Genomic DNA, 19,666 nt, shown 5'->3' with positions numbered 1-19,666 from the left:
GTGCTTATATCGGTATCGACATTTAGTGGAGAATGCTTTTGGAAGAATTAAACACTATCGAGCAATATCAACAAGGTATGACAAGCTAGCAAGAAATTACGCCAGTATGGTGTCACTGGCGTTTATGTTAATGTGGCTGCCGATGTATTGCTGAACACCATTTGTACAGCAAAGATCAACAGACCCTAGTCATCAGTCGCTTTAATTGGGATGTCCATAAAGCGAAAGCAGCCATACAGTAAGATTAGATACAGCAGTGGCAGCGCTGCAATGATTAAGGATGAAGTTGCAGTGCTATTGCTAGCAAAGCGATAGCAGGGAATATACACGGCGGGATAAACTAGGCTTCCCCATAGAAAACACTGATTCATCAATCGAGTGATAAAAGCGGGTTTAATGCTTGATTGACTGGCCAGTCCCATCAAACTGGCGAGGAGCACTCCGGGATAAGTGAGTAATGGCAGGCCACCGAGCAGGAGGAATACCCAGCGTATTAGGCTCTCAAAAGTGATTAACTCCACAGCGGTTTCCATCACGCTTATCGTCTTCCTTCTGTTGATGCTTTGTCTAAATCACACAGGCTTGCAGGTCTATTTTGTAGGTCTATTTTACTGGTCTATATTGAGCTACGATCCCGTTGCATTTTGAGCCAGAATCCCTGTTGACACAGGTTACTGAAGGATTTCTGCTGCGGTGAAATAACGATTCCGCTTGATACTATCACTCGATAGTTTATCCAATAGTCTTCGCAAACATTATCAGATGTCGTCTCAAGCATGAGTTGATCTTGCTCGGTTTGCTGGCAGATCACCACGCCATTATCGAAGTGATACAGCGTTTCTACTTCATGAATAGTGAGGTCGTTATCTTGATAGCTATGGCTTTTACTCGACTGGCTCACTATCGACACTAAGCTTGGATATCCGTGAATCGCAAGAATATAACTGGCGAGTTGCTGCATTGTTCCCCCAAGTGACGCAATGCCCAAAGCGTTAAAAACAAAAAAGCACAGCTGCGTTTTCGCCCACTGTGCTTTATTAAACAGGTATAACCTAAGTTAGTCTGCAGCGTTGAGCTTTTTTTCTAGCTCATTGACTTGAGCTTGCAGCGCTTCTAACTTTTCGCGGGTTTTCAGTAGCACATGTTGCTGCACATCAAATTCTTCACGGGAAACCATATCCAACTTGAGTAATTGATTTTGCAGAACTTGCTTGCTGCGCTCTTCAAATTCACCGGCAAATTGCTTCAGACCGCTGGGCAAACTTTCGCTCAGCTGTTTCGCCATTTCTTCGATTTTCTTTGGATTGATCATAATCTTGTCCGCCTCTTCACTGAATAGCTCGATTGTAACTCAGTGCGTTAGGTTTCAAAAGTAAAGCTAACGCGCGATGGCTTTAGTGAGTCGTTGTTGAGGCTTAAATCACGGCCAAGCATGTCTATTGGGTTGAGTTCTGCTCAGCCCAAGCGGGGATTTGTTAGCCTTAAAACCGCCGATTCTGCTATGATCCCATCCCTTTCTGTCGACTTGTTTGGATATTGCGCAAAGATGAAACTCAATCCCGCCCAAAACGATGCTGTTCATTATGTTTCAGGCCCTTGCCTAGTATTGGCGGGTGCGGGCAGTGGTAAGACGCGCGTAATTATCAATAAAATCGGTTACCTAGTCGAAAAGTGCGGCTATAAGGCGCGCAATATTGCGGCGGTGACCTTCACCAACAAGGCTGCCCGTGAGATGAAAGAGCGGGTCGCTCAGTCCATGGGACGCAAAGAGGCCAGAGGCCTGTGGATTTCAACCTTCCACACCTTAGGGCTTGAAATCATTAAGCGTGAGCATAAGGTCTTAGGCTTAAAGCCGGGATTTTCGTTGTTTGATGATCAAGATACCTTGGCACTGCTCAAAGAGTTAACCCAAGACGAATTAGATGAAGATAAAGATTTACTCAAAGCGCTCGCCAGTACGATTTCAAACTGGAAGGGCGGCTTAATTATTCCCGAGCATGCGCGCAAGATCGCTAAAGATGAGCAGCAGCATTTATTTGCCATGTTGTATCAGCGTTATGCCCAGCACATGAAAGCCTATAACGCCTTAGATTTTGACGATTTGATTCTGATGCCAACCTTATTGTTGCGGCATCATGAAGAAGTGCGTACCCGCTGGCAAACCAAGATCCAATACTTGCTGGTGGATGAATATCAAGATACCAATACCAGCCAATATGAAATGGTAAAGCTGTTAGTGGGTGATCGGGCGCGCTTTACCGTAGTGGGTGACGACGATCAGTCCATCTATTCATGGCGCGGTGCTAAACCACAAAACTTAGTGTTATTGGGTACGGATTTTCCGCAGCTTAAGTTAATTAAGCTCGAGCAGAATTACCGTTCTAGTCAACGGATCCTGCGGGCTGCCAACATTCTTATCGCGAACAATCCCCATGTTTACGATAAAGCACTCTTTAGTGAGCTTGCCTATGGTGAGCCGCTGCGGGTGCTATTTGCCGCCAACGAGGAGCAAGAGGCCGAGCGTGTGGTCGCCGAAATTGTGCGGCACAAGTTTGTCGGCCGTACTCAATTTGGCGACTATGCGATTCTGTATCGCGGCAACCATCAATCGCGGTTACTCGAGCGCGCGCTGATGACTAACCGTATTCCTTATAAATTGAGTGGCGGTACGTCATTCTTCGCCCGTGCTGAAATCAAAGACATCATGGGCTATCTAAAGCTGGTGGTGAATCCCGATGACGATAATGCTTTCCTGCGCATCGTTAACTTGCCTAAACGTGGCATAGGCCCATCGACTTTAGAACGCTTAGGTAATTTTGCCAACGAGAAGCATATTTCTATGTTTGCGGCGATTTTTGAGCCTGAACTCAATCATCATTTACCGCCGGCGGCCATGTCATCCCTGTATCAATTCGGTCGTTTCATTGTCGAGACAGGGGATCATGCAGAGCGTGGTGAACCTGTCGAGGCTGTGAAGCATTTGATCCGTAAGATCAATTATGAAGATTATCTATACGAAACCAGCACGAGTGCCAAAGCCGCTGAAATGCGGATGAAGAATATCTCCGAGCTATACCGTTGGGTAACTGAGATGCTCGCAGGTGATGAATTAGATGAGCCAATGACCTTATCTGAGGTCGTGACTCGACTGACGCTCAGAGACATGATGGAGCGCAATAGTGAGGACGAAGGCGGCGATCAAGTGCAGTTGATGACCTTGCATGCTTCTAAGGGCTTAGAGTTCCCGTTTGTGTTTATGGTGGGAGTGGAGGAGCGGATCTTGCCCCATCAAACCAGCATAGATGAAGACAATGTCGATGAAGAGCGTCGCTTAGCCTACGTGGGCATCACTCGGGCTCAACGTGAACTGTGGTTTACCCTCTGCCGTGAAAGACGTCAATTTGGTGAAACCATGCGTTGCGAGCCGAGCCGTTTCTTGCTTGAGTTACCTCAAGATGATGTGGTGTGGGAAAATCGTAAACCACAGCAAACGGAGCAGGAGCGGATGCAGACTGGGCGAGCCAATATTTCTAGCTTAAGGGATATGTTTAAAAAATAACGAGCGTTTCACTTACTGTTATTTAAAGTCAATCGCTCGGGTTTTATCTAGGCATATTCGAGCTGAACACAGATCTGTGATTGGGTGTCACTTAAGGTAAAAGTGTCGGCTAAAGCAGCCCCCTGACCCAGCTGATAACCCAGTTCACTGAAGATACGTTTTTGTTCAGGGCTATCAATACCATCGACAAAGGTTTGCAGTTCTAAGGTTGATGCCGTTTTTTGATAAGCGGACATTAATTTAAGCTGCTGTTCAGCGTGTATCTGTTTAGTGAGATTGGCGTCGAGCTTTAAGCCTTTAATCGGCAAAAACAATAAACTATTTAATGCACTATAGCCGCTACCGTAATGACTGATACCGAGTTTCACCCCGAGTTTCTGCAACAATTCAAAGCCATTGATATGATTTTCAGTCTCTTGCACTAGCGCTTTTTCATTGAAGAATAACCACAAATGGCTCAGGTTTAACTGAGTCTGCTTGAGGGTGTTTTTCAAACTGCGCAGTACGTGCTTATGCTTGAGATGTTGGCTCGAAAGCATCACATGTAATTCAATAGATTCATCATGTTGCTTGAGCAGTTCAGCATAAGTGCGATCTATGATGCTGATCGTATATTTATCGAGTTCAACGGTAAGATGGGATTGTTCAGCAAGTGCACTGAGTTGTTCCTGTTGTAAAAGTCCACGTAGTGGGTGCTGCCAAAACAGGCGACTTTCTAATGCATGTACTTGACCAGTGTTAAAATCGACGACAGGTAAATAACTGAGTTCGATTTCGGCATGGTGTAATGCCTGTCTAAATTCTGTTTCTAACTCGACATCCTGTATAGCTTGATGTTGGGCGTTATCATCAAAAATAACATAGCAGCCCTTACCGTTGGCTTTCGCTTGATACATGGCTGTATCCGCGTTGCGCAACATAGATTCACTGGTATCGACTTTATGCTTACCACTGATGGTGATACCGATACTGGCGCCAGAGTTAAATTCCATGGTGCCGAGTCGATAGGGTTGGGATATTTTTTGGATCACTCTTTCTGATACATCTCTTGCATCGTTAATGTTGTTAATACTATCGAGCAAGATAACGAATTCATCGCCACCTAGGCGCGCTAAGGTGTCGTTATCACGAATGCAGGACTTGAGGCGGCTTGCGGTCTCAATTAAGAATTTATCGCCTTCTAAATGTCCCATAGTGTCGTTAATCTGTTTGAAGCGGTCGAGATCGATAAAGAGTAGGGCAAATTGTTCTAAGCTGTGGCGACGGACGTGCTTAATCGCGTGAGATAAGCGCTCCATAAACATAGCGCGGTTAGGCAAGCCTGTGAGCGCATCGTGCTTAGCATCGTGAACTAGCTTAGCTTCCATACTGCGACGTTGTTGAATTTCTTTCTCAAGGTTTTGATTGAGTTCGGCTAACGCTTTCGTACGGTCGATGACTTTTTCTTCTAGCTCTTCATAACTGCGCTGCAAGGACTCAGCGGACAGTTTCTTCTCAATAGCAGAACCAATGTGTTGCGAGACAAATGTCAGTAGTTCTAAGTCTTTGATTTGGTAATTCTGCGTCATGCTAAAACTGTAAATCGTCAAGGCACCACGTACTTGATCATGGATAAAGAGAGGAATACCAATCCATTGATGCATAGTCTGAGTATGATTTAATTCTGGTGCTTGGGAATACAGCTCACCAGAGGCGATTAACGCATTGATACTATTTTGATCTAACAGCAGTGGCCGCTTATGTTTGAGCACATATTCGGTTAAGCCGTCCTGTAGCGGCCGAGTTCCTGGGTGCTTATTGGCTAATTGCGAGACATAAAAGGGAAACGTGAGATGTGTTTCTGTGTCATCCAAAAGCGCAATGTAGCAATTATTGGCAGGAATAAGATGTCGAATGACATTATGTAACTGGGCATAAAAGTCTGGGTTGTCGGCACTGGAACTGGCTAGTTCGGCAATTTCGAACAGTGATTTTTGTAAGCGCTCAGCTCTGCGTCTTTCATAGACTTCTAGTTTTAATTTATCATAGGCTTGGCTGAGTTCTCTGGTTCTTTGTTGAATGGCTTGTTCTAATTGTTCCTGATGCTTGAGCCGTTCCATTACTCCTGAAATATGGTGACAAATGAAGGTCATCAACTCGAGTTCGATTTCCCCATAGCTGACATTTGTGTCGTAGGTTTGTACGACTAACACTCCGGTTACTATGTCATCGTGTTTAATGGGCACGCCAAGCCATAAATGGCAGGGAGAACCTAAGTTAACGATTTCCTCTGCGGCAATGAGTTCATTGACTTTGTCATTATCACATAACAAAGCCTTACCCGTTTTAAGAACGTAGCCCGTTAATCCCTGCTGTAATAATGTTGATAATGATTGTTCTGGATAAAGCTCTGCAGGATGCGCGTCTTTTTCGTCAGCGAAAAAAGGGATAGCAAGCTCGCCAGTGCTGATATCAAGGGTTGAAATAAAAAAATTATCAGCGGGGATGAGTTGTTTTAGGTGGCTATGCACGCCGACATAGAATTCTTCGAGTGAAGAAGCATGGGTCGCAATATTGGATATTTCGAGTAATGCGTTTTGAATGATCTCAGCATGCTTATACTTATGCGCTAATTGTTTTAAGCGAATAATTTTTTTGCGTAAGCGTTCAGCTTCATTTATACGAGGCTGGCCAGTTTCATCTTCATCCTTAAACATGATACTCACTAGTTAAATATAGGGTTGCATTTACCAAACACTATAATTAGCATGAAATACTGTAACATCCAAGTCATATTTTGGCTGCATTTTGCTTTAAAAGTCAGCTAATGTGATAAAACTTGAGCAGTCAGTAAAAAAAGTGCAAAACAGCTATAGACTCAAAGGGGATTTGACCCTAGTATATGCGGCGCTAACCAAGGCGAGCGCCCATAGCTCAGCTGGATAGAGCGCACCCCTCCGGAGGGTGAGGCCGAAGGTTCGAATCCTTTTGGGCGCACCAATTCCGAACAGAGTTGTGAGCTTTTAGGTTAGCAAGATAAGTGAAAGTCAGTGGTGATTGTAGCTCAGTTGGTAGAGTCCCGGATTGTGATTCCGGTTGTCGTGGGTTCGAGCCCCATCAGTCACCCCATTTCATTTATTTTATATAAAGATTGATATTCTCGGTGATTAGCGCAGTCCGGTAGCGCATCTGGTTTGGGACCAGAGGGTCAGAGGTTCGAATCCTCTATCACCGACCACATTATTCGCTTAGCTAGCGAGCTTAATGTAAGTTAAGTAAATAGTGAAATATTTACGGTGATTAGCGCAGTCCGGTAGCGCATCTGGTTTGGGACCAGAGGGTCAGAGGTTCGAATCCTCTATCACCGACCAATTAGTGAAAAAGCCTCAGCATTCCTAGTGAATGACTGAGGTTTTTTTTGCATCTACGATTTGCTTGTCTTGATTGGCATTAGAAGCCTTATTGCCAGAAAGCAGAGGTCGAATCCTCGCGCTTTCAACGCGTCGAACAGATAAGTCGAAACGTCTCAGCATTCTTAATCAATACACAGGGACTTTTTTGTATTTGTGCAATGTAGCTTCATATAGAAATTGTTTATGCGTTTGCTTAAACTCTATGTAGGCAATACAGATGTGCAACGGTATCGATATAGCCATTCTGTCGTTAGAAAAGTAAAAAGCTCCTTACGGAGCTTTTTACTTTTAATATCACTTCTTAATTTGGCTTAATCAAGATTCACCGGAGGGGCGATAAAGCCCTGATAGGCATCTGTTCTAAGCTCGTTAAAGCGCTCTAGCTGAGCTTGTTCTTGAATACCCGTCACTATGACTTGAATATCTAATCCTTTCGCTACGTTGATTAGCGCGCGGCACAGTTCACTATTGTGGTGGGTCTCATCATAGTAGGCGAAGGATTGATCGAGTTTCACATAGCTAGGTCTTAATTCCTGTAGATAAGACATAGAGCCAAACTGACGGCCAAAGTGGTCAATGCCGAATTTAGCACCATTATCACGAATGATGTTACATAAGTGCTGACACGACTTAAGATCGCTATAGACGCCCGCTTCAGGGATTTCGAAGCAAAGACGTTCAATAAATGCGGCATTGCGTAAGAAGTGATTGAGCCACTCATGGAATTGCGGATCGTTAATACTTTGGTGGGTTAAGTTAATCGCAAGCGGTTCATAGCTACGCTCTAATAGTTTCTGCTCGTAGACAGTTTCAATCAAACATTTATCGAGCAGGGCACCGAGAGATAAGAGCTCGATATAAGGCATAAATTGCCCTGCATGGGCGAGTTGATCGCCGAGCTCTAATTGGCAATATAATTCCCGCTGCGCTATACCATCCCCATCGCAAAACTGGATAGGCTGCCATCTAAACTTAAACTTCTTATTACTGATGGCATGGCTAAGGTTATCTCGCCACTGTTCACGGGTGAATAATTGCTGCTCTGTGGTTTCAAACCAATGGAAAGTTTTATTTTCTTGTAACGCTTTTTGAAGGGCGTTGTCGGCTTGGGCCAAAATATCCGACACATTCATTTGCCCAATACGCTCCGCAATACCAATCGCAAAGTCTTCATTAGGCTTACAGCCCGCCTTCGACATTTCTTGGTTGATGGTGCGGATAAGCGTTTGTAAATATCTGCTGATTTGATCGTGTTCAACATCCGTCACTAAAAATGCAAATTCATAGGCGGCAATGCGGCCTATAACAGACGGTGTGATTTCGTTTAACTGCAGCTGAAACTTTTCAGCCAAAATTCGTATGGTTTCATCTCGGACTTGATAGCCATATTTACTGTGCACTTCTTCGAGCCAGTCGAGTTTAGCGAGGAATAACGCGCCACTGCTAGGTTCACTCAACCAACCATTTAAACGACTCACCACATATTGGCGATTCGGCAGGCCTGATGCAGGATCGACAAGGTTCTTCTTACGTAATGCGCCGACTTCTTCATCGAGGGAATGGAATACTTGTTTTAACTGCGCCGACATACTGTTAAATGCGGTTACTAAGTCTTTTAATTCCGTGGTTTTAGGCAAGGCCATGTCTGGGCCGAATTGACGTGCCGCAATACTTTTCGCGTGTTCCGATAGAGTATGTAACGGTTTTAATATCCACGTTAGACCAATTCTTGCGGTAAAAATGGCAACGAGGAAAAGCAAAGAGAAGGCAATGATCGTATTGGACATGATTCGCCACAGCTCATGATAACCAAATCCTGGATGAGCGGTGATTTCAAGTTGCGCGAGTTGTAACCAGCCAGAAGTGATAGTGCTTTGTTTTTTGATGGTTTTAAATAGATTTAAATTAATAAACCATTGAGGTACATCTTCAATTCTTAAAGGATTATTCCACTCTTGTTGCTTACCATCGACCATCCATGTCAGCTTTACATTTTGATAATAGCCGCCTTCAAAGATGACATTCACTAAGGTTTCTGCCGCTGCGGTATCGCCGGCTTCGAGTGCTGGAGTAAGCATTAGACCGAGTGAAGTACTGGCATTGTTTAGATCAGACTCCATTTGCTTGGTTAAAAAGCTCTGGGTCTCAGTAAATTGCACATAACCAAGGCTTGCAACGACGAGCAAGAATAGGCTAAAAAGCAGCGAATAAATCTGTCTAAACAGTGTCATTTTTGGTGCTACTCCAGTTTTAATTTTGGTTGCCTAAGACGGTCAACACCTAATCTATGGTTAAGATCGTTCCATTTTTCTAGCCGTGTTGACGAACCCGCCAGTACGCCTCGGCCTTGCTCTTTATTGAGCCATAACTGTTTACCGTTAAAGCTATAAACAGGCAGTAGATCTTTTCTTTTGGTGGCTGGCTTTATTTCATGGTCGAGATTATCGAGAACTAAGGGGATCGATGCTGGTGTCTCATAGTAAGCCAATACCATGTGATATTGATTCACAGTAGTGGCTTTGACCATAGTGATCCGCATCTTGTCCTCTTGAACGCCAAGTTGGAGCAAGGTGAAGTATTTTGCGATTGAAAAATCTTCACAGTCACCACCATTCACGCCAATAAATTCCATCGGTGTCGCCCAATAATTCGACTCACCCCATAATTTACTGTCATCAATAAAGCGGAATAAGTTAAAAAAGTTATTCACTTTTAATAACTTTTCTTTTTCATCCAGTGCACTCGCTTCCGATAATACTTTGAACCAAGCCCGAGCTCGCATCCCTGCACGCTCACCATAACGTTTTTCTAGGGTTGAAGTGATCTTCCCTTCATCAAGGTTTTGCGTAGGGGCAGCATATAGGCAGCATATACCTAAGGCTGACGCTATTAGGCTAAAGCGGCAGACTCGCAATAATGAATGTTTATAACTAAGTCTGCCGCTCATAACCTAATGTGTGGGTCCTTTATTTTGTGTTGTCATCGACAGAGTAAATCGTCCATTTCATGTCCGTGGCCGTATCATCACCGGTCACTTCTGCCACGACACGGCGGTTACGGATCTCAGCATCTGGTGTTTGCTCTAAAACAACAGGGCGACTAGAGCCATATCCAATTGCAGTTAATCGACTTCTATCAATACTAAAGCGTTCGGCTAACACAGTAGTCACCGCATTTGCACGATCTTGCGATAATACCGCATTACGCTCATCGGTGCCTGTGCGACTAGTATGGCCTTCAATTGTCACTTTGGTCGTTGGATACTGACGAAGAAAAATGGCAACTTCTTCTATCTGAGGATAATACTCAGGTGCGATATATGCAGAGTCATTAGGAAATAAAATATTTATTTCTTTTCGCTCGTTTATCGCTTTGATTTTGCCGCAGCCATAGTTGTCTGTGCCAGCCCCTTGCGCGGTATCATTGCAACGTTCACGGGCCTCTATCACGCCATCACCATCTTTATCAGATAGATCATAGGCTTGGGTTGTGGTCATTTCGTCAATATTAACTGTATCGCGCATTGAACAACCAGCTAAAAGAGTGACACTGAGAAAAAATGTAAGAGTTTTCATTAGTTAGCTCCTCCTTCATAGTTGCGCTCACCACGCCATGCTTCAGGTCTGGTGACTCTGAGTGAGTCTAATAAGCGTCCAGTAGAATTTAGCACGCGATACTTAGCGATGATCTCATCATATTCGGCTTGTAAGTAGTCTTTACGTGCCTCGAAGAGCTCATTTTCGGTATCCAATAAGTCGAGTAGACTGCGTTGACCTAAGTTGAACTGTTGCGCATAGGCTGTTTGGGTATCCTTTGCGGCCACAACATGATCTCGAATGTATTGTTTTTGCGGCGCAAGCATTTCAAAAGCGTTCCAAGCCAGGTTGACGCCTTCAACGACTTCGCGCTGGGCGCGTTGGCGGATTTCTTTGGCTTCACCAAGTTTGTATGCCGTTTCTTTCTCACGGGCGAGATCTTTACCACCCGAAAACAAGTTATATCTCACCCGAACCATAGCAACGAGGTCATTATTATAACCGCCAACATCACTGCGGAAAGCACCTAAACCTGAGACGCCATCTTCACCTCCTATATCATTGTTCCAGTTACCATTCAGTTCTAAGGATACCTGAGGATAGTAGTTTGCTTGGACTGATGAACGTTCATTCTCGGCGGCGCGAATATCATTCGCTGCAGATTTAAGAATTGGGTGGTTCTCTTGTGCATCAGATAGGCCTGAGCTGAGATCTTTAGGTAACATATCGGCATCTGGAAAAGGTTGAATCAAATCAACGGGGTCTGACTCAACAACTCTGATGTACTGCGCTTTTGCATCAAGTAAATTGTTACGAGCAGAAATCACGTTGGCATTGGCCCGCGCTAAGCGTCCCGTGATTTGGGAGAGATCTGCAATTGAGCCTAAACCTGAATCAGTACGTTGCTTGATTTGGTCATAAATTTCTTTATGGCTGTTAAGGTTTTTCTCCGCTAATTTTAGCACTTCATCAGTGCGTAAATAGTTGAGGTAGACCTTACTGACATCGAGTGCCATATCTTCAGCCGCTGCAAGTAGCGCCCATTGGTCTGCGCTGGCTTCAAAGCTATAACGATCAACTTCGCTGCTGGTATAGAAACCATCGAAAAGCATTTGTTTTAAGCTAACACCAAACTCTCCGCGGTTTAATTCTGCCACCCCTTTGCTATCGACATCGCCGATATTTGGTCGTCTACGGGTCGATACGCTATCAGTCTGTTCGTAGCCGTAGCCACCACTGACATCAATAGTCGGCATATAGCCTGCGATTGCTTGATTAACTTGTTCTTCTCGCGCTTTAAAGCGGTTGAAGGCTACTCGTAAATCTGGGTTTGTATCTAGCGTATGTGCAACGGCTTGTTCTAACGTCTGACTTTGAGCCGATAAAGGTAACAGGATTAATGACAGCACTATGGCTATCTTTGAACATTGAAATTGTCGTATTTCTGAAGTCTTCATGACCAACCTCCCGGTTTATAAAAAAAGGCTTAGTGCTCTCTGAGCGCTGTGTCCTTAGCCCTTAAAATTGGATTTAAAATGTACTCAAGTATGGATCTTTGCCCCGTGATAACGTCAACTGAAGTTAACATTCCCGGAATAATTGGCATCTGTGTGCCATCGTTTTTGGTTAAACTAGATTCTGCAGTTCTAACTCTGATGAGATAGTAGCTATTGCCTTCTTCATCTTGAGAAGTGTCGGCACTAATATGTTCGACAGTTCCTTTAAGGCCGCCATAGCGGGTAAAATCATAGGCGGTAATTTTTACTACGGCGGGTAATCCTGGATGTAAGAAAGCGATATCTTTAGGCAAGATTTTAGTTTCTATCAGCAGTTGATCTTCCGACGGAACTATCTCGATAATATCGATCCCAGGTTGCACTACACCACCCAGTGTATTGATATGCGTGGTTTTAATGGTGCCATTAACAGGGGAGGTGATAATCGCCTTACTGACTTTATCTTGCGCGCCAACTTGTGCTTCATTCATGCGAGAGAGGCGGGTTTGAGTTTCATTGAGCTGTGCGCGCAGCTCTGCAGCGTAAACAAATACGGCTTCACGGCGTTTTAAGATAGCCTCATCTAATGCCGCTTTTACTTTAGGGCGGAGTAAACGCATTGAATTCAATTCACCTTGCAAGTCGTTTACCGTGCGTTCGAGTTTGAGTAACTCAACTTCAGGAACAATACCTTTTTTGGCTAAAGGTCGAGTGAGTTCAAGCTCGCGGGATATTAGCTGCATGCTCGTCGTTAATGTTGTTGTTTTAGAGGCGAGATCATCAATTTCTTGCTGTCTTTGTTGAATTTGACGTACGAGGATCTCAAGTTGGTTACTTAAGTTATCTAAGCGTCCGTTGTATTCCTCTTGTTGTCTTTTCACTAAGGCGGGTTCCGCAGCAATGATAGCCTCAGGGAATATCAATGCTTCTTTAGTGATGAGCACTTGTTCACGCCAATCAGAGGTCATGTCTGATATTAGAATGCTGTCGAGTTCGGCGCGCATGCGGATAGCATTGGTTTTTAAGCCATAAACCTCTTGCTCTTGTTGAGCAAAGTCGGAGCGAAAGCGGGTATCATCAATACGCACTAAAGGCTGCCCTTTTGTGACTATCTCACCTTCTTGAACGTAGAGTTCTTGCATTATGCCGCCATCTAGACTTTGGATCACTTGAACTTGTGATGACGGAATCACTTTTCCCGTTCCAGTCGTAACCTTATCTAATTGAGCAAACCCCGCCCACAGTAAAAAACACACTACCATAGCAGCAAGTGCCCATATGATTAATCTGTGTCCGCTGGGAGCGTCTGTCATCATGGCGCCATAGACATCATCAACCATGTCTAAGTCGTTTGTTGTTAGATGTTTACTCATCTCTTAGCCTCTCCGTTCACTAGGCCAAAATTGAGTTTTTCTAGCACTTCTGCTTTAGGTCCATCGGCAACCACATGGCCGCGTTCAAGTACAATAATGCGGTCGACGAGTTGCAATAAATGCATCTTGTGGGTAATAAGAATTAACGTTCTATCTTTGCTGACATTTTGCATTGAACGAATAAATTGTTGTTCAGCGCGAGCATCTAAACTCGCCGTAGGCTCATCCATCAGTAACACTGGGGGATCATTCAGTGTGGCGCGAGCAAGAGCGACAGTTTGTCTTTGCCCGCGACTGAGTGACATGCCGCCTTCGCCGACCTGTTGGTCTAGGCCTTCTGCTTCTAGGTTGGTGAATTGACTCACACCAGAAAGCTGTACCGCGCGGATGAGTTGATGTTCAGTGACTTGACGTGTACCAAATAAAATATTGTCGCGAATAGAACCATGGAATAGGGTGACATCTTGGGGTAAGTAGCCAAAATTACGACGTAAATCACTCGGATGAATCTGTGCTGAGTCTAAACCGTCGTAGCGCAAGCTTCCTGCCGTGGGTTGAAATAGCCCAACCAGTAGCTTAGCTAGCGTACTTTTACCTGAACCATTTCGACCGATAATGGCAATGCGTTCGCCAGGATTAATCGTCAGCGACATCGGATGCAGCACAGGCTTTTCAGAACCTGGATAACTAAAACCAACATGATCAGCATTGATCTTGCCTATGAGTCTTTGTTTGCTAACTAAATGTCCTTTATTTTCAAACTCATCTTCTTGAGTCATGATTTCATTCAGTTGGCGTAGTGCACTGGCTGTGTGATTTGCTCTCGTCATCAGGCCTGCAAGTTGTGCCATCGGTGAAATGGCGCGGCTCGATAGCATGACCGCAGCAATAATTCCGCCCATAGATATTGCATTATCAGCCACACGATAAACGCCCAAAATCACCACGCAGACAACGGTAAATTGCACCGTAAAGTTCGCTACGTTCGATACTGAGTTGGAGAGCTTTTTTGACCTTAACTGCCAGTTTGCACTGTGGCCTATCATCTGTTGCCAGCTTTTTTGCACAATTCCTTCAGCGCCATTGGCTTTAATTGACTCTAACGCTGATAAGCTCTCGATTAAATGCCCATGTTTTAAGCTTGAAAATTTATTGCCTTCTTCGATTGCCGCTTTGAGTTTAGGTTGAATATAAAGCGTGAAGCCAATAATGATGATGCCGCCAATGACTGGAACTATAGCGAGATCACCAGCGACAATAAAAATAATGATTAAGAAAAATATCGCGAAGGGGAGATCGACTAAAGTTGTGATCGTTGCCGAAGTTAAAATTTCACGAATGTTATCGAATTCACCTAACTGTTTCGCCATGCCGCCGATACTAGGAGAACGTTTTTCTAGGGGAATACCTATCGCTTTAGCAAAAAGTCGCGAAGACACAATAATATCTACTTTTTTTCCTGCAACATCGATGAGGTAACTTCTAAGTTGCCGCATGATAAGATCGAACATATAAGCAATCGCCGCACCAATCGCTAAAACCCAAAGGGATTCAAAGGCAAGGTTTGGGACGACTTTGTCATACACATTCATAATAAATAACGGTGAAACTAAGGCGAATAAATTCACCAATACAGAAGCGATTAATGCATCACGATAAATGGGTGCTGAATCTTTGAGGGTTTGGACTAACCAGTGGGTTTTATTATCGTGTAGATAAACATCGAAGCCCATGTCGCCACGGTATTCTTGTTTGACTAAGAATAAATATCCCACATATAAGGCTTCGAGCGACTCAATTGTCAGTGTCTCTTCACCGCCCGTCTCGGGTAATTGAATAATTGCTTTATCTGATGCAACATCAAGTTCTCGCAATATGCAGGCTTTTTTGTCTTTTAATAATAAAATACATGGGAGCAATATAGGTGATACTTCGTTTAAGCCTTTTCGAGATAGCTTAGCCGCTAGACCCGCTCTTGAAGCCGCCTGAGGCAATAAGTCAGGTGATAATACGGTACCTGACAAGGGTAAACCTGCCGCAAGCGAATCGCTCGAGCACGGATTGCCAAAATGCTCAGTGAGTAACACTAAACAATCCAGCAAAGGATCCACTAACACTCTTTGTGAGGCTGAAATGGTCCATTGATCAATTTTTTCAGAAGCTGCAGCTGACACCTAATTACTTATCCTTTGGATTTTTATATGGTTATGGCAAGTATCGGTCATGATGGCCTATATTTCTATAGGCCATCCAATTAGTTATTAAAACTAAATTGTTCACAATTTTATTTCTAGAATAGTTCTGTAGTTTTCAATGGTTCATGCTTGAGCTCAGGGTCTACAACAATTGGCTGAGTATCAACAATTAACGGACCATTACCATTGGTACCGAGTAAGCCATTAATAATACCAACATCGCTGGTCACACCATACTCTTTAGATAAATCCACGCCATCAAGAATAATCAACTGGGTTGCCGTATTTGTTCCGTTACCATCTGTATCAATGGTTATCGAAGTTGAGCCGCCATCAAAGCTAAAACTTAAATAGTCATTTAGGTCGTTACTATTTACACCTTGGAGCAAGTCACTCAGATCCAATTTGTCCTCATTCACGTTAAAGTCTGTAATATGGTCTATACCTGTTTCTGCATAGCGCCAGACGAAGGTATCAGCACCGCTATCACCACGTAGAACGTCATTACCAAGGCCACCAATCAGAGTGTCGTTGCCGTCACCGCCGCGTAAGCCATCAATACCTTCGCCGCCAATCAGCAGATCGTTACCACCACCGCCATGAACGACTTGGCTGCCTTCACCGCCGTTGACAGTGTCGTTGCCAGAACCCAAATTGACAGTGTCTGTTTTGGGTTGCAGCGGTTGCAGAACATTGCTCTTGAGTGAGCCGACATCTGTCGTGATGGTCTCTTGCGTCATAAACTTACTGGCAAGAAGTTCCGCCTGAGTCACGACCGAATTATTCGTGTTGGGTAATGAACTGCCGGTGTTTACGACATTGTTGGCTGTAGATATGCCTAACTCCACATAGTCGTTGCTTGCGCCAGCATTTATCAACAGCTCGGTGCTCTTATTGATGTATTGGGTCGAGGCGGCCGCTCCAACTGAGCCATAACCACTCAGGCTGACAGCAAATTGTGCTAAGCCGTTCTCCCAATTCGTCATGATGAATGAATCAACACTCTGTCCACCTGTCACTGTTGCCGGCAGCACAGTTACAGGGAAGGTGGTGGTGGTGGTGGCTTTATCATTGTTGCTGGACTCAGTTGCTGTTGCCACAACAGTGATGTTAATGGTGCCGGTCGTCACTGGTTTGAGCAGCAGGTTGCTCTTGTTCCAGGAACTGATATCTACTGTGCCATCAGCGCCGATAGTGAGAGTGTTCACACCATCCGTGAGTACAGACCCAACAGGTAGTCCTTGCAGTTTGATACTGAGTGACTCAGAACCGTCAATGTCAACCAGATTGGCGCTGATATTGCCAAGTTTGATGTATGAACCGTTGTATCCCATATTGTCGACGGCACGGAATGCAAGGTTATCCATGATGGCACCCACTGAATCCGCATTATCGGCTTCAAACAGCAGACGATAATTACCACTGCTCCCCACTGGCAAGGTAACTTTTTGATCTTTCAGCCAACCCGAAGTGGTTGGGTTGAAGTCGTAAAGCATCACTGCCTGCGCCATGATAGGGTTACCGTTGGCATCCAGCGGTACCAGTTTGATAGTAAGGCCGGAGGTCGCGGCGCTATCCGCCCGCGCCGCAATATCAAAGCCCAGCTCATAGAATCGACCCGCCTCCAAGCGCATGTCGGTATAGAGAGTCTTATCGCCGTTATTGAACTCGATTTCCATTACCTTGTTGTTTGAGTTGCCACCAAGGTAAGTTTTCTCCAGACCCACTTCAATCTTGCCGCCAGCGTTACTGGTATGCCAAGTTCCGATGGTATTTAGGCCCTTAATGTCATTTGCCTTAACACCATCCCAACTACCAGAGAACTTGGCATCTTCAAAGTTGATAGCAGCAACAGAGGTGTACCCATTAATTGTCAGGTTAGGTACATCTGCCACTGCGTTAACAGTGATATTCAATGTACTTGTAGCACCCGTATTAGTGGTGTAGGTGATTTCAGGCAATGAACCGCTCCAGTGATCTTTGGGATCGAAGCTGTAATCACCATTTGCCTTCAATTGCAGCTTACCTTCAGGCAATTGATACAAAGTACTGCCAGCGTTGTAGGTGACGCCATTCACTTGGAAGCTGGTAACAGATAATGTGCTATCAATATCGGTATCATTATTGAGTACGTTCCCCTTAGCTTCTGGGGCATCCTCAGAAATGGTTTGGCTATCTGGTGTAGTTACCGTTGGGTCATCAACAGGGCTTACCACGATAGTTAGCGTGCTTGTTGCTCCTGTATTTGTCGTGTAGGTAATCACTGGAACTTGGCCATTCCAATTAGCTGCTGGTGTAAAGGTGTAGCTACCGTTAGCATTGAGAGTCAGTTCACCCTCTGCCAAAGTAATTTTACTGCCCGCAGTATGCTGAGTGGTATCGTTAGCCACAGTGAAATGAGTGACTGACGTATTTTTATTGCCATCATTATTCAGTACATTACCGTTCACAACAGTATCTTCAAGACTAGTAATTTGATCTTGCACCGCTTTAATCGCATTCGCATTAACGGTATTTACATTGATAGTCAGCAATGAACTGGATTTATCACCATCAGCATCTTGCATGGTGTAGGTAAAGGTTTCCGTTGCTCCAGTCGGAATAGCTGAGGCGTTGGCTGTTACGGTGTAAGTGTAACTACCATTGGCGAATACGATTAACGTGCCATATTGCCCTAGGATAATGGTTCCTAGGTTGCCAGAGGTACCTGAACCTGTTTGGTTGCCCGCTGCGGCACCAATTACCGTGATATCGTCATCAGCACCGATTACGTCATTAGCTAACACATTGCCAGTAGTTGAGGGTAATTCGTAACCATTACCAGCAACTACACGCACAACTAGTTCATAGCTATTTGCTGCATTTTCAGCCGTTCTAATTTCAGTGACGATTTGATTGGTACCTGGAATTCTAAAACCTATCACCTGTAGTGTATAAAGTGCACCAGCATGCTCAAAAGTTACATTAGTATTGCCGACCTTGATAATATCTTTTGAGGCTTCAGGATCGTTGTCGTTGTTAGGTGTTTCATTGTGGTCAAAGTTGACTTTGAGAGTTACAGGTGTGACCACACCATAGGCATCAGTAACCGAAAAGGTGACATCCATGGTTGCTTTTGTGATAGCACCACCGGAAGAGATCGGGAAGTTATAATGTGTAAAAGTACCTAAAACAATATCCTGGTTTAAGGCAAACTGACCATTTAATGCTCCGTCATTATCGATAAAACCATAGCCAGATTTATAAGTGTTAGTTGGATTACCCCATCTGATTTGATCTAAACCACTGTCATTATCCGTGCCGCCACCATTAGGATTATTGTTACCATCGAATCTGGTCACGCTTGTGCCATTTGTCCAATTAGTCCAATTTGCCTCCACGCCAGAGACTCTAAAGCTGTCTACGATCACATTGACACTGCCTGTGTCGTCGTTGGCATCAGGGACATCATCAACAATTTTTACATCAAGGCTACCATTGGCTTGGCTACCATCCTTATCCTCGACAATTACTGTGAAGCTATCTGTATAGCTGGCGTTAGTTGCTCCTGGAGCTGAGTCATTATCTACATTGTTATTTAAGGTGTAGCTGTAGCTGAGCTCGCCTCCGCTGGCATTACCACTAAAGCCTGTCAGAGTTAGTTCGCCATAAGGCGTAGTAATTGTTACTGAACTTGAACTTAGCGCTAGTAATGCTGCTAGATTAAAACTCTGCCCCGCAATAGTCACGGTTGCTAAACCATCAGCAGTGTTGAAGTTAAAGTTCCCCGATTGAGTAAGCGCGTTGCTATTCGGGGCAGAACCACCAGATAGATTGGCCTCATTAACCGTTATCTCACCATCTTGGATATCAAGACCATCTAGCATGACATCATTATCAACATTATTGACGGTGATATTGACGGTGGCGGTATCGGTGTCGCCATCGGCATCGGTCGCCACATAGTCAAAGCTGATGTTGCCGTTGAAGTTGGCATTAGGCACAAAGGTCATGCTGCCGTCGGCGGCAATCACCACGGTGCCGTTGCTCACGGCGATGTTCTGTGCGAGACCGGTCAAGGTCACACCATTGATAGACTTAATCGCTAAGCCACCATCGAGGGCGATATCGTTGCT

The 19,666-nt window shown here is 44.6% G+C and carries 13 protein-coding genes and 4 tRNA genes; 6 read left to right on the top strand and 11 right to left on the bottom strand.

Translation table 11 applies throughout. The features are described from left to right. On the top strand, positions 1-154 hold a 154-nt coding region (locus tag NE536_RS20870; protein ID WP_261273902.1), incomplete at its 5' end, for a transposase. A 31-nt stretch (positions 155-185) separates the two neighbouring features. Here NE536_RS20870 and NE536_RS20865 read toward each other — a convergent pair. From NE536_RS20865 to ubiK, 3 genes are all read right to left on the bottom strand, one after another. Next, positions 186-533 carry a hypothetical protein gene (locus tag NE536_RS20865; protein ID WP_261273901.1) on the bottom strand — a complete coding sequence of 116 codons (348 nt, stop codon included), beginning with the start codon at positions 531-533 and terminating at the stop codon, positions 186-188. Between the two features lie 83 nt (positions 534-616). Next, positions 617-961: a hypothetical protein gene (locus tag NE536_RS20860; RefSeq protein ID WP_261273900.1), complete on the bottom strand. Its 345-nt coding sequence runs from the start codon at positions 959-961 to the stop codon at positions 617-619. A 96-nt stretch (positions 962-1,057) separates the two neighbouring features. Next, on the bottom strand, positions 1,058-1,312 hold the full coding sequence (gene ubiK / locus NE536_RS20855) for a ubiquinone biosynthesis accessory factor UbiK (RefSeq protein ID WP_106649178.1): 255 nt from the start codon (positions 1,310-1,312) through the stop codon (positions 1,058-1,060). 234 nt (positions 1,313-1,546) lie between these two features. Between ubiK and rep the strand changes: the two genes are divergently transcribed. Continuing rightward, on the top strand, positions 1,547-3,559 hold the full coding sequence (rep, locus tag NE536_RS20850; protein WP_261273899.1) for a DNA helicase Rep: 2,013 nt from the start codon (positions 1,547-1,549) through the stop codon (positions 3,557-3,559). A 47-nt stretch (positions 3,560-3,606) separates the two neighbouring features. Here rep and NE536_RS20845 read toward each other — a convergent pair whose 3' ends face one another. Then, positions 3,607-6,255, bottom strand: coding sequence for a sensor domain-containing phosphodiesterase (locus NE536_RS20845; protein WP_261273898.1), 2,649 nt, complete (start codon positions 6,253-6,255; stop codon positions 3,607-3,609). Positions 6,256-6,461: 206 nt separating this feature from the next. Between NE536_RS20845 and NE536_RS20840 the strand changes: the two genes are divergently transcribed. The 4 genes from NE536_RS20840 (at position 6,462) to NE536_RS20825 (ending at position 6,909) form a co-directional block, all read left to right on the top strand. Further along, positions 6,462-6,538: transfer RNA gene (locus NE536_RS20840), tRNA-Arg, on the top strand. 53 nt (positions 6,539-6,591) lie between these two features. Next, positions 6,592-6,667, top strand: a tRNA-His gene (locus NE536_RS20835). A gap of 32 nt (positions 6,668-6,699) precedes the next feature. Next, positions 6,700-6,776 (top strand) — tRNA-Pro (locus NE536_RS20830). Between the two features lie 56 nt (positions 6,777-6,832). Beyond that, a tRNA-Pro gene (locus tag NE536_RS20825) sits at positions 6,833-6,909 on the top strand. Between the two features lie 353 nt (positions 6,910-7,262). On the opposite strand, the gene NE536_RS20820 is transcribed toward NE536_RS20825, so the two are convergent. From NE536_RS20820 to NE536_RS20790, 7 genes are all read right to left on the bottom strand, one after another. Further along, positions 7,263-9,182 (bottom strand): bifunctional diguanylate cyclase/phosphodiesterase, encoded by a 1,920-nt coding sequence (locus NE536_RS20820; RefSeq protein ID WP_261273897.1) that lies wholly within the window; start codon positions 9,180-9,182, stop codon positions 7,263-7,265. 8 nt (positions 9,183-9,190) lie between these two features. Further along, positions 9,191-9,898: a transglutaminase-like cysteine peptidase gene (locus tag NE536_RS20815; RefSeq protein WP_106649182.1), complete on the bottom strand. Its 708-nt coding sequence runs from the start codon at positions 9,896-9,898 to the stop codon at positions 9,191-9,193. Positions 9,899-9,917: 19 nt separating this feature from the next. Further along, the gene (locus NE536_RS20810) at positions 9,918-10,526 is read right to left on the bottom strand and encodes an OmpA family protein (protein WP_261273896.1); all 609 of its coding nucleotides are present in this window, start codon (positions 10,524-10,526) and stop codon (positions 9,918-9,920) included. Next, entirely contained in the window at positions 10,526-11,944 is a 1,419-nt protein-coding gene (locus NE536_RS20805; RefSeq protein ID WP_261273895.1) for a TolC family outer membrane protein, read from the bottom strand. Before NE536_RS20805 ends, NE536_RS20810 begins: the two co-directional genes overlap by 1 nt. A gap of 29 nt (positions 11,945-11,973) precedes the next feature. Then, positions 11,974-13,356, bottom strand: a complete 1,383-nt coding sequence (locus NE536_RS20800) for an HlyD family type I secretion periplasmic adaptor subunit (protein ID WP_168825932.1) — start codon at positions 13,354-13,356, stop codon at positions 11,974-11,976. Next, the gene (locus NE536_RS20795) at positions 13,353-15,530 is read right to left on the bottom strand and encodes a type I secretion system permease/ATPase (protein ID WP_105250446.1); all 2,178 of its coding nucleotides are present in this window, start codon (positions 15,528-15,530) and stop codon (positions 13,353-13,355) included. The genes NE536_RS20800 and NE536_RS20795 overlap by 4 nt, the downstream gene beginning before the upstream one ends. 116 nt (positions 15,531-15,646) lie before the next feature. After that, positions 15,647-19,666 (bottom strand): tandem-95 repeat protein (locus tag NE536_RS20790; RefSeq protein WP_280925702.1); only part of this gene is annotated, 4,020 nt, incomplete at its 5' end.

It is taken from the genome of Shewanella septentrionalis, assembly GCF_025370265.1.
Lineage (GTDB): Bacteria > Pseudomonadota > Gammaproteobacteria > Enterobacterales > Shewanellaceae > Shewanella > Shewanella hafniensis.
Note: the sequence above shows the minus strand (reverse complement) of the source record. Positions and strands in the feature narration are given on the sequence as shown.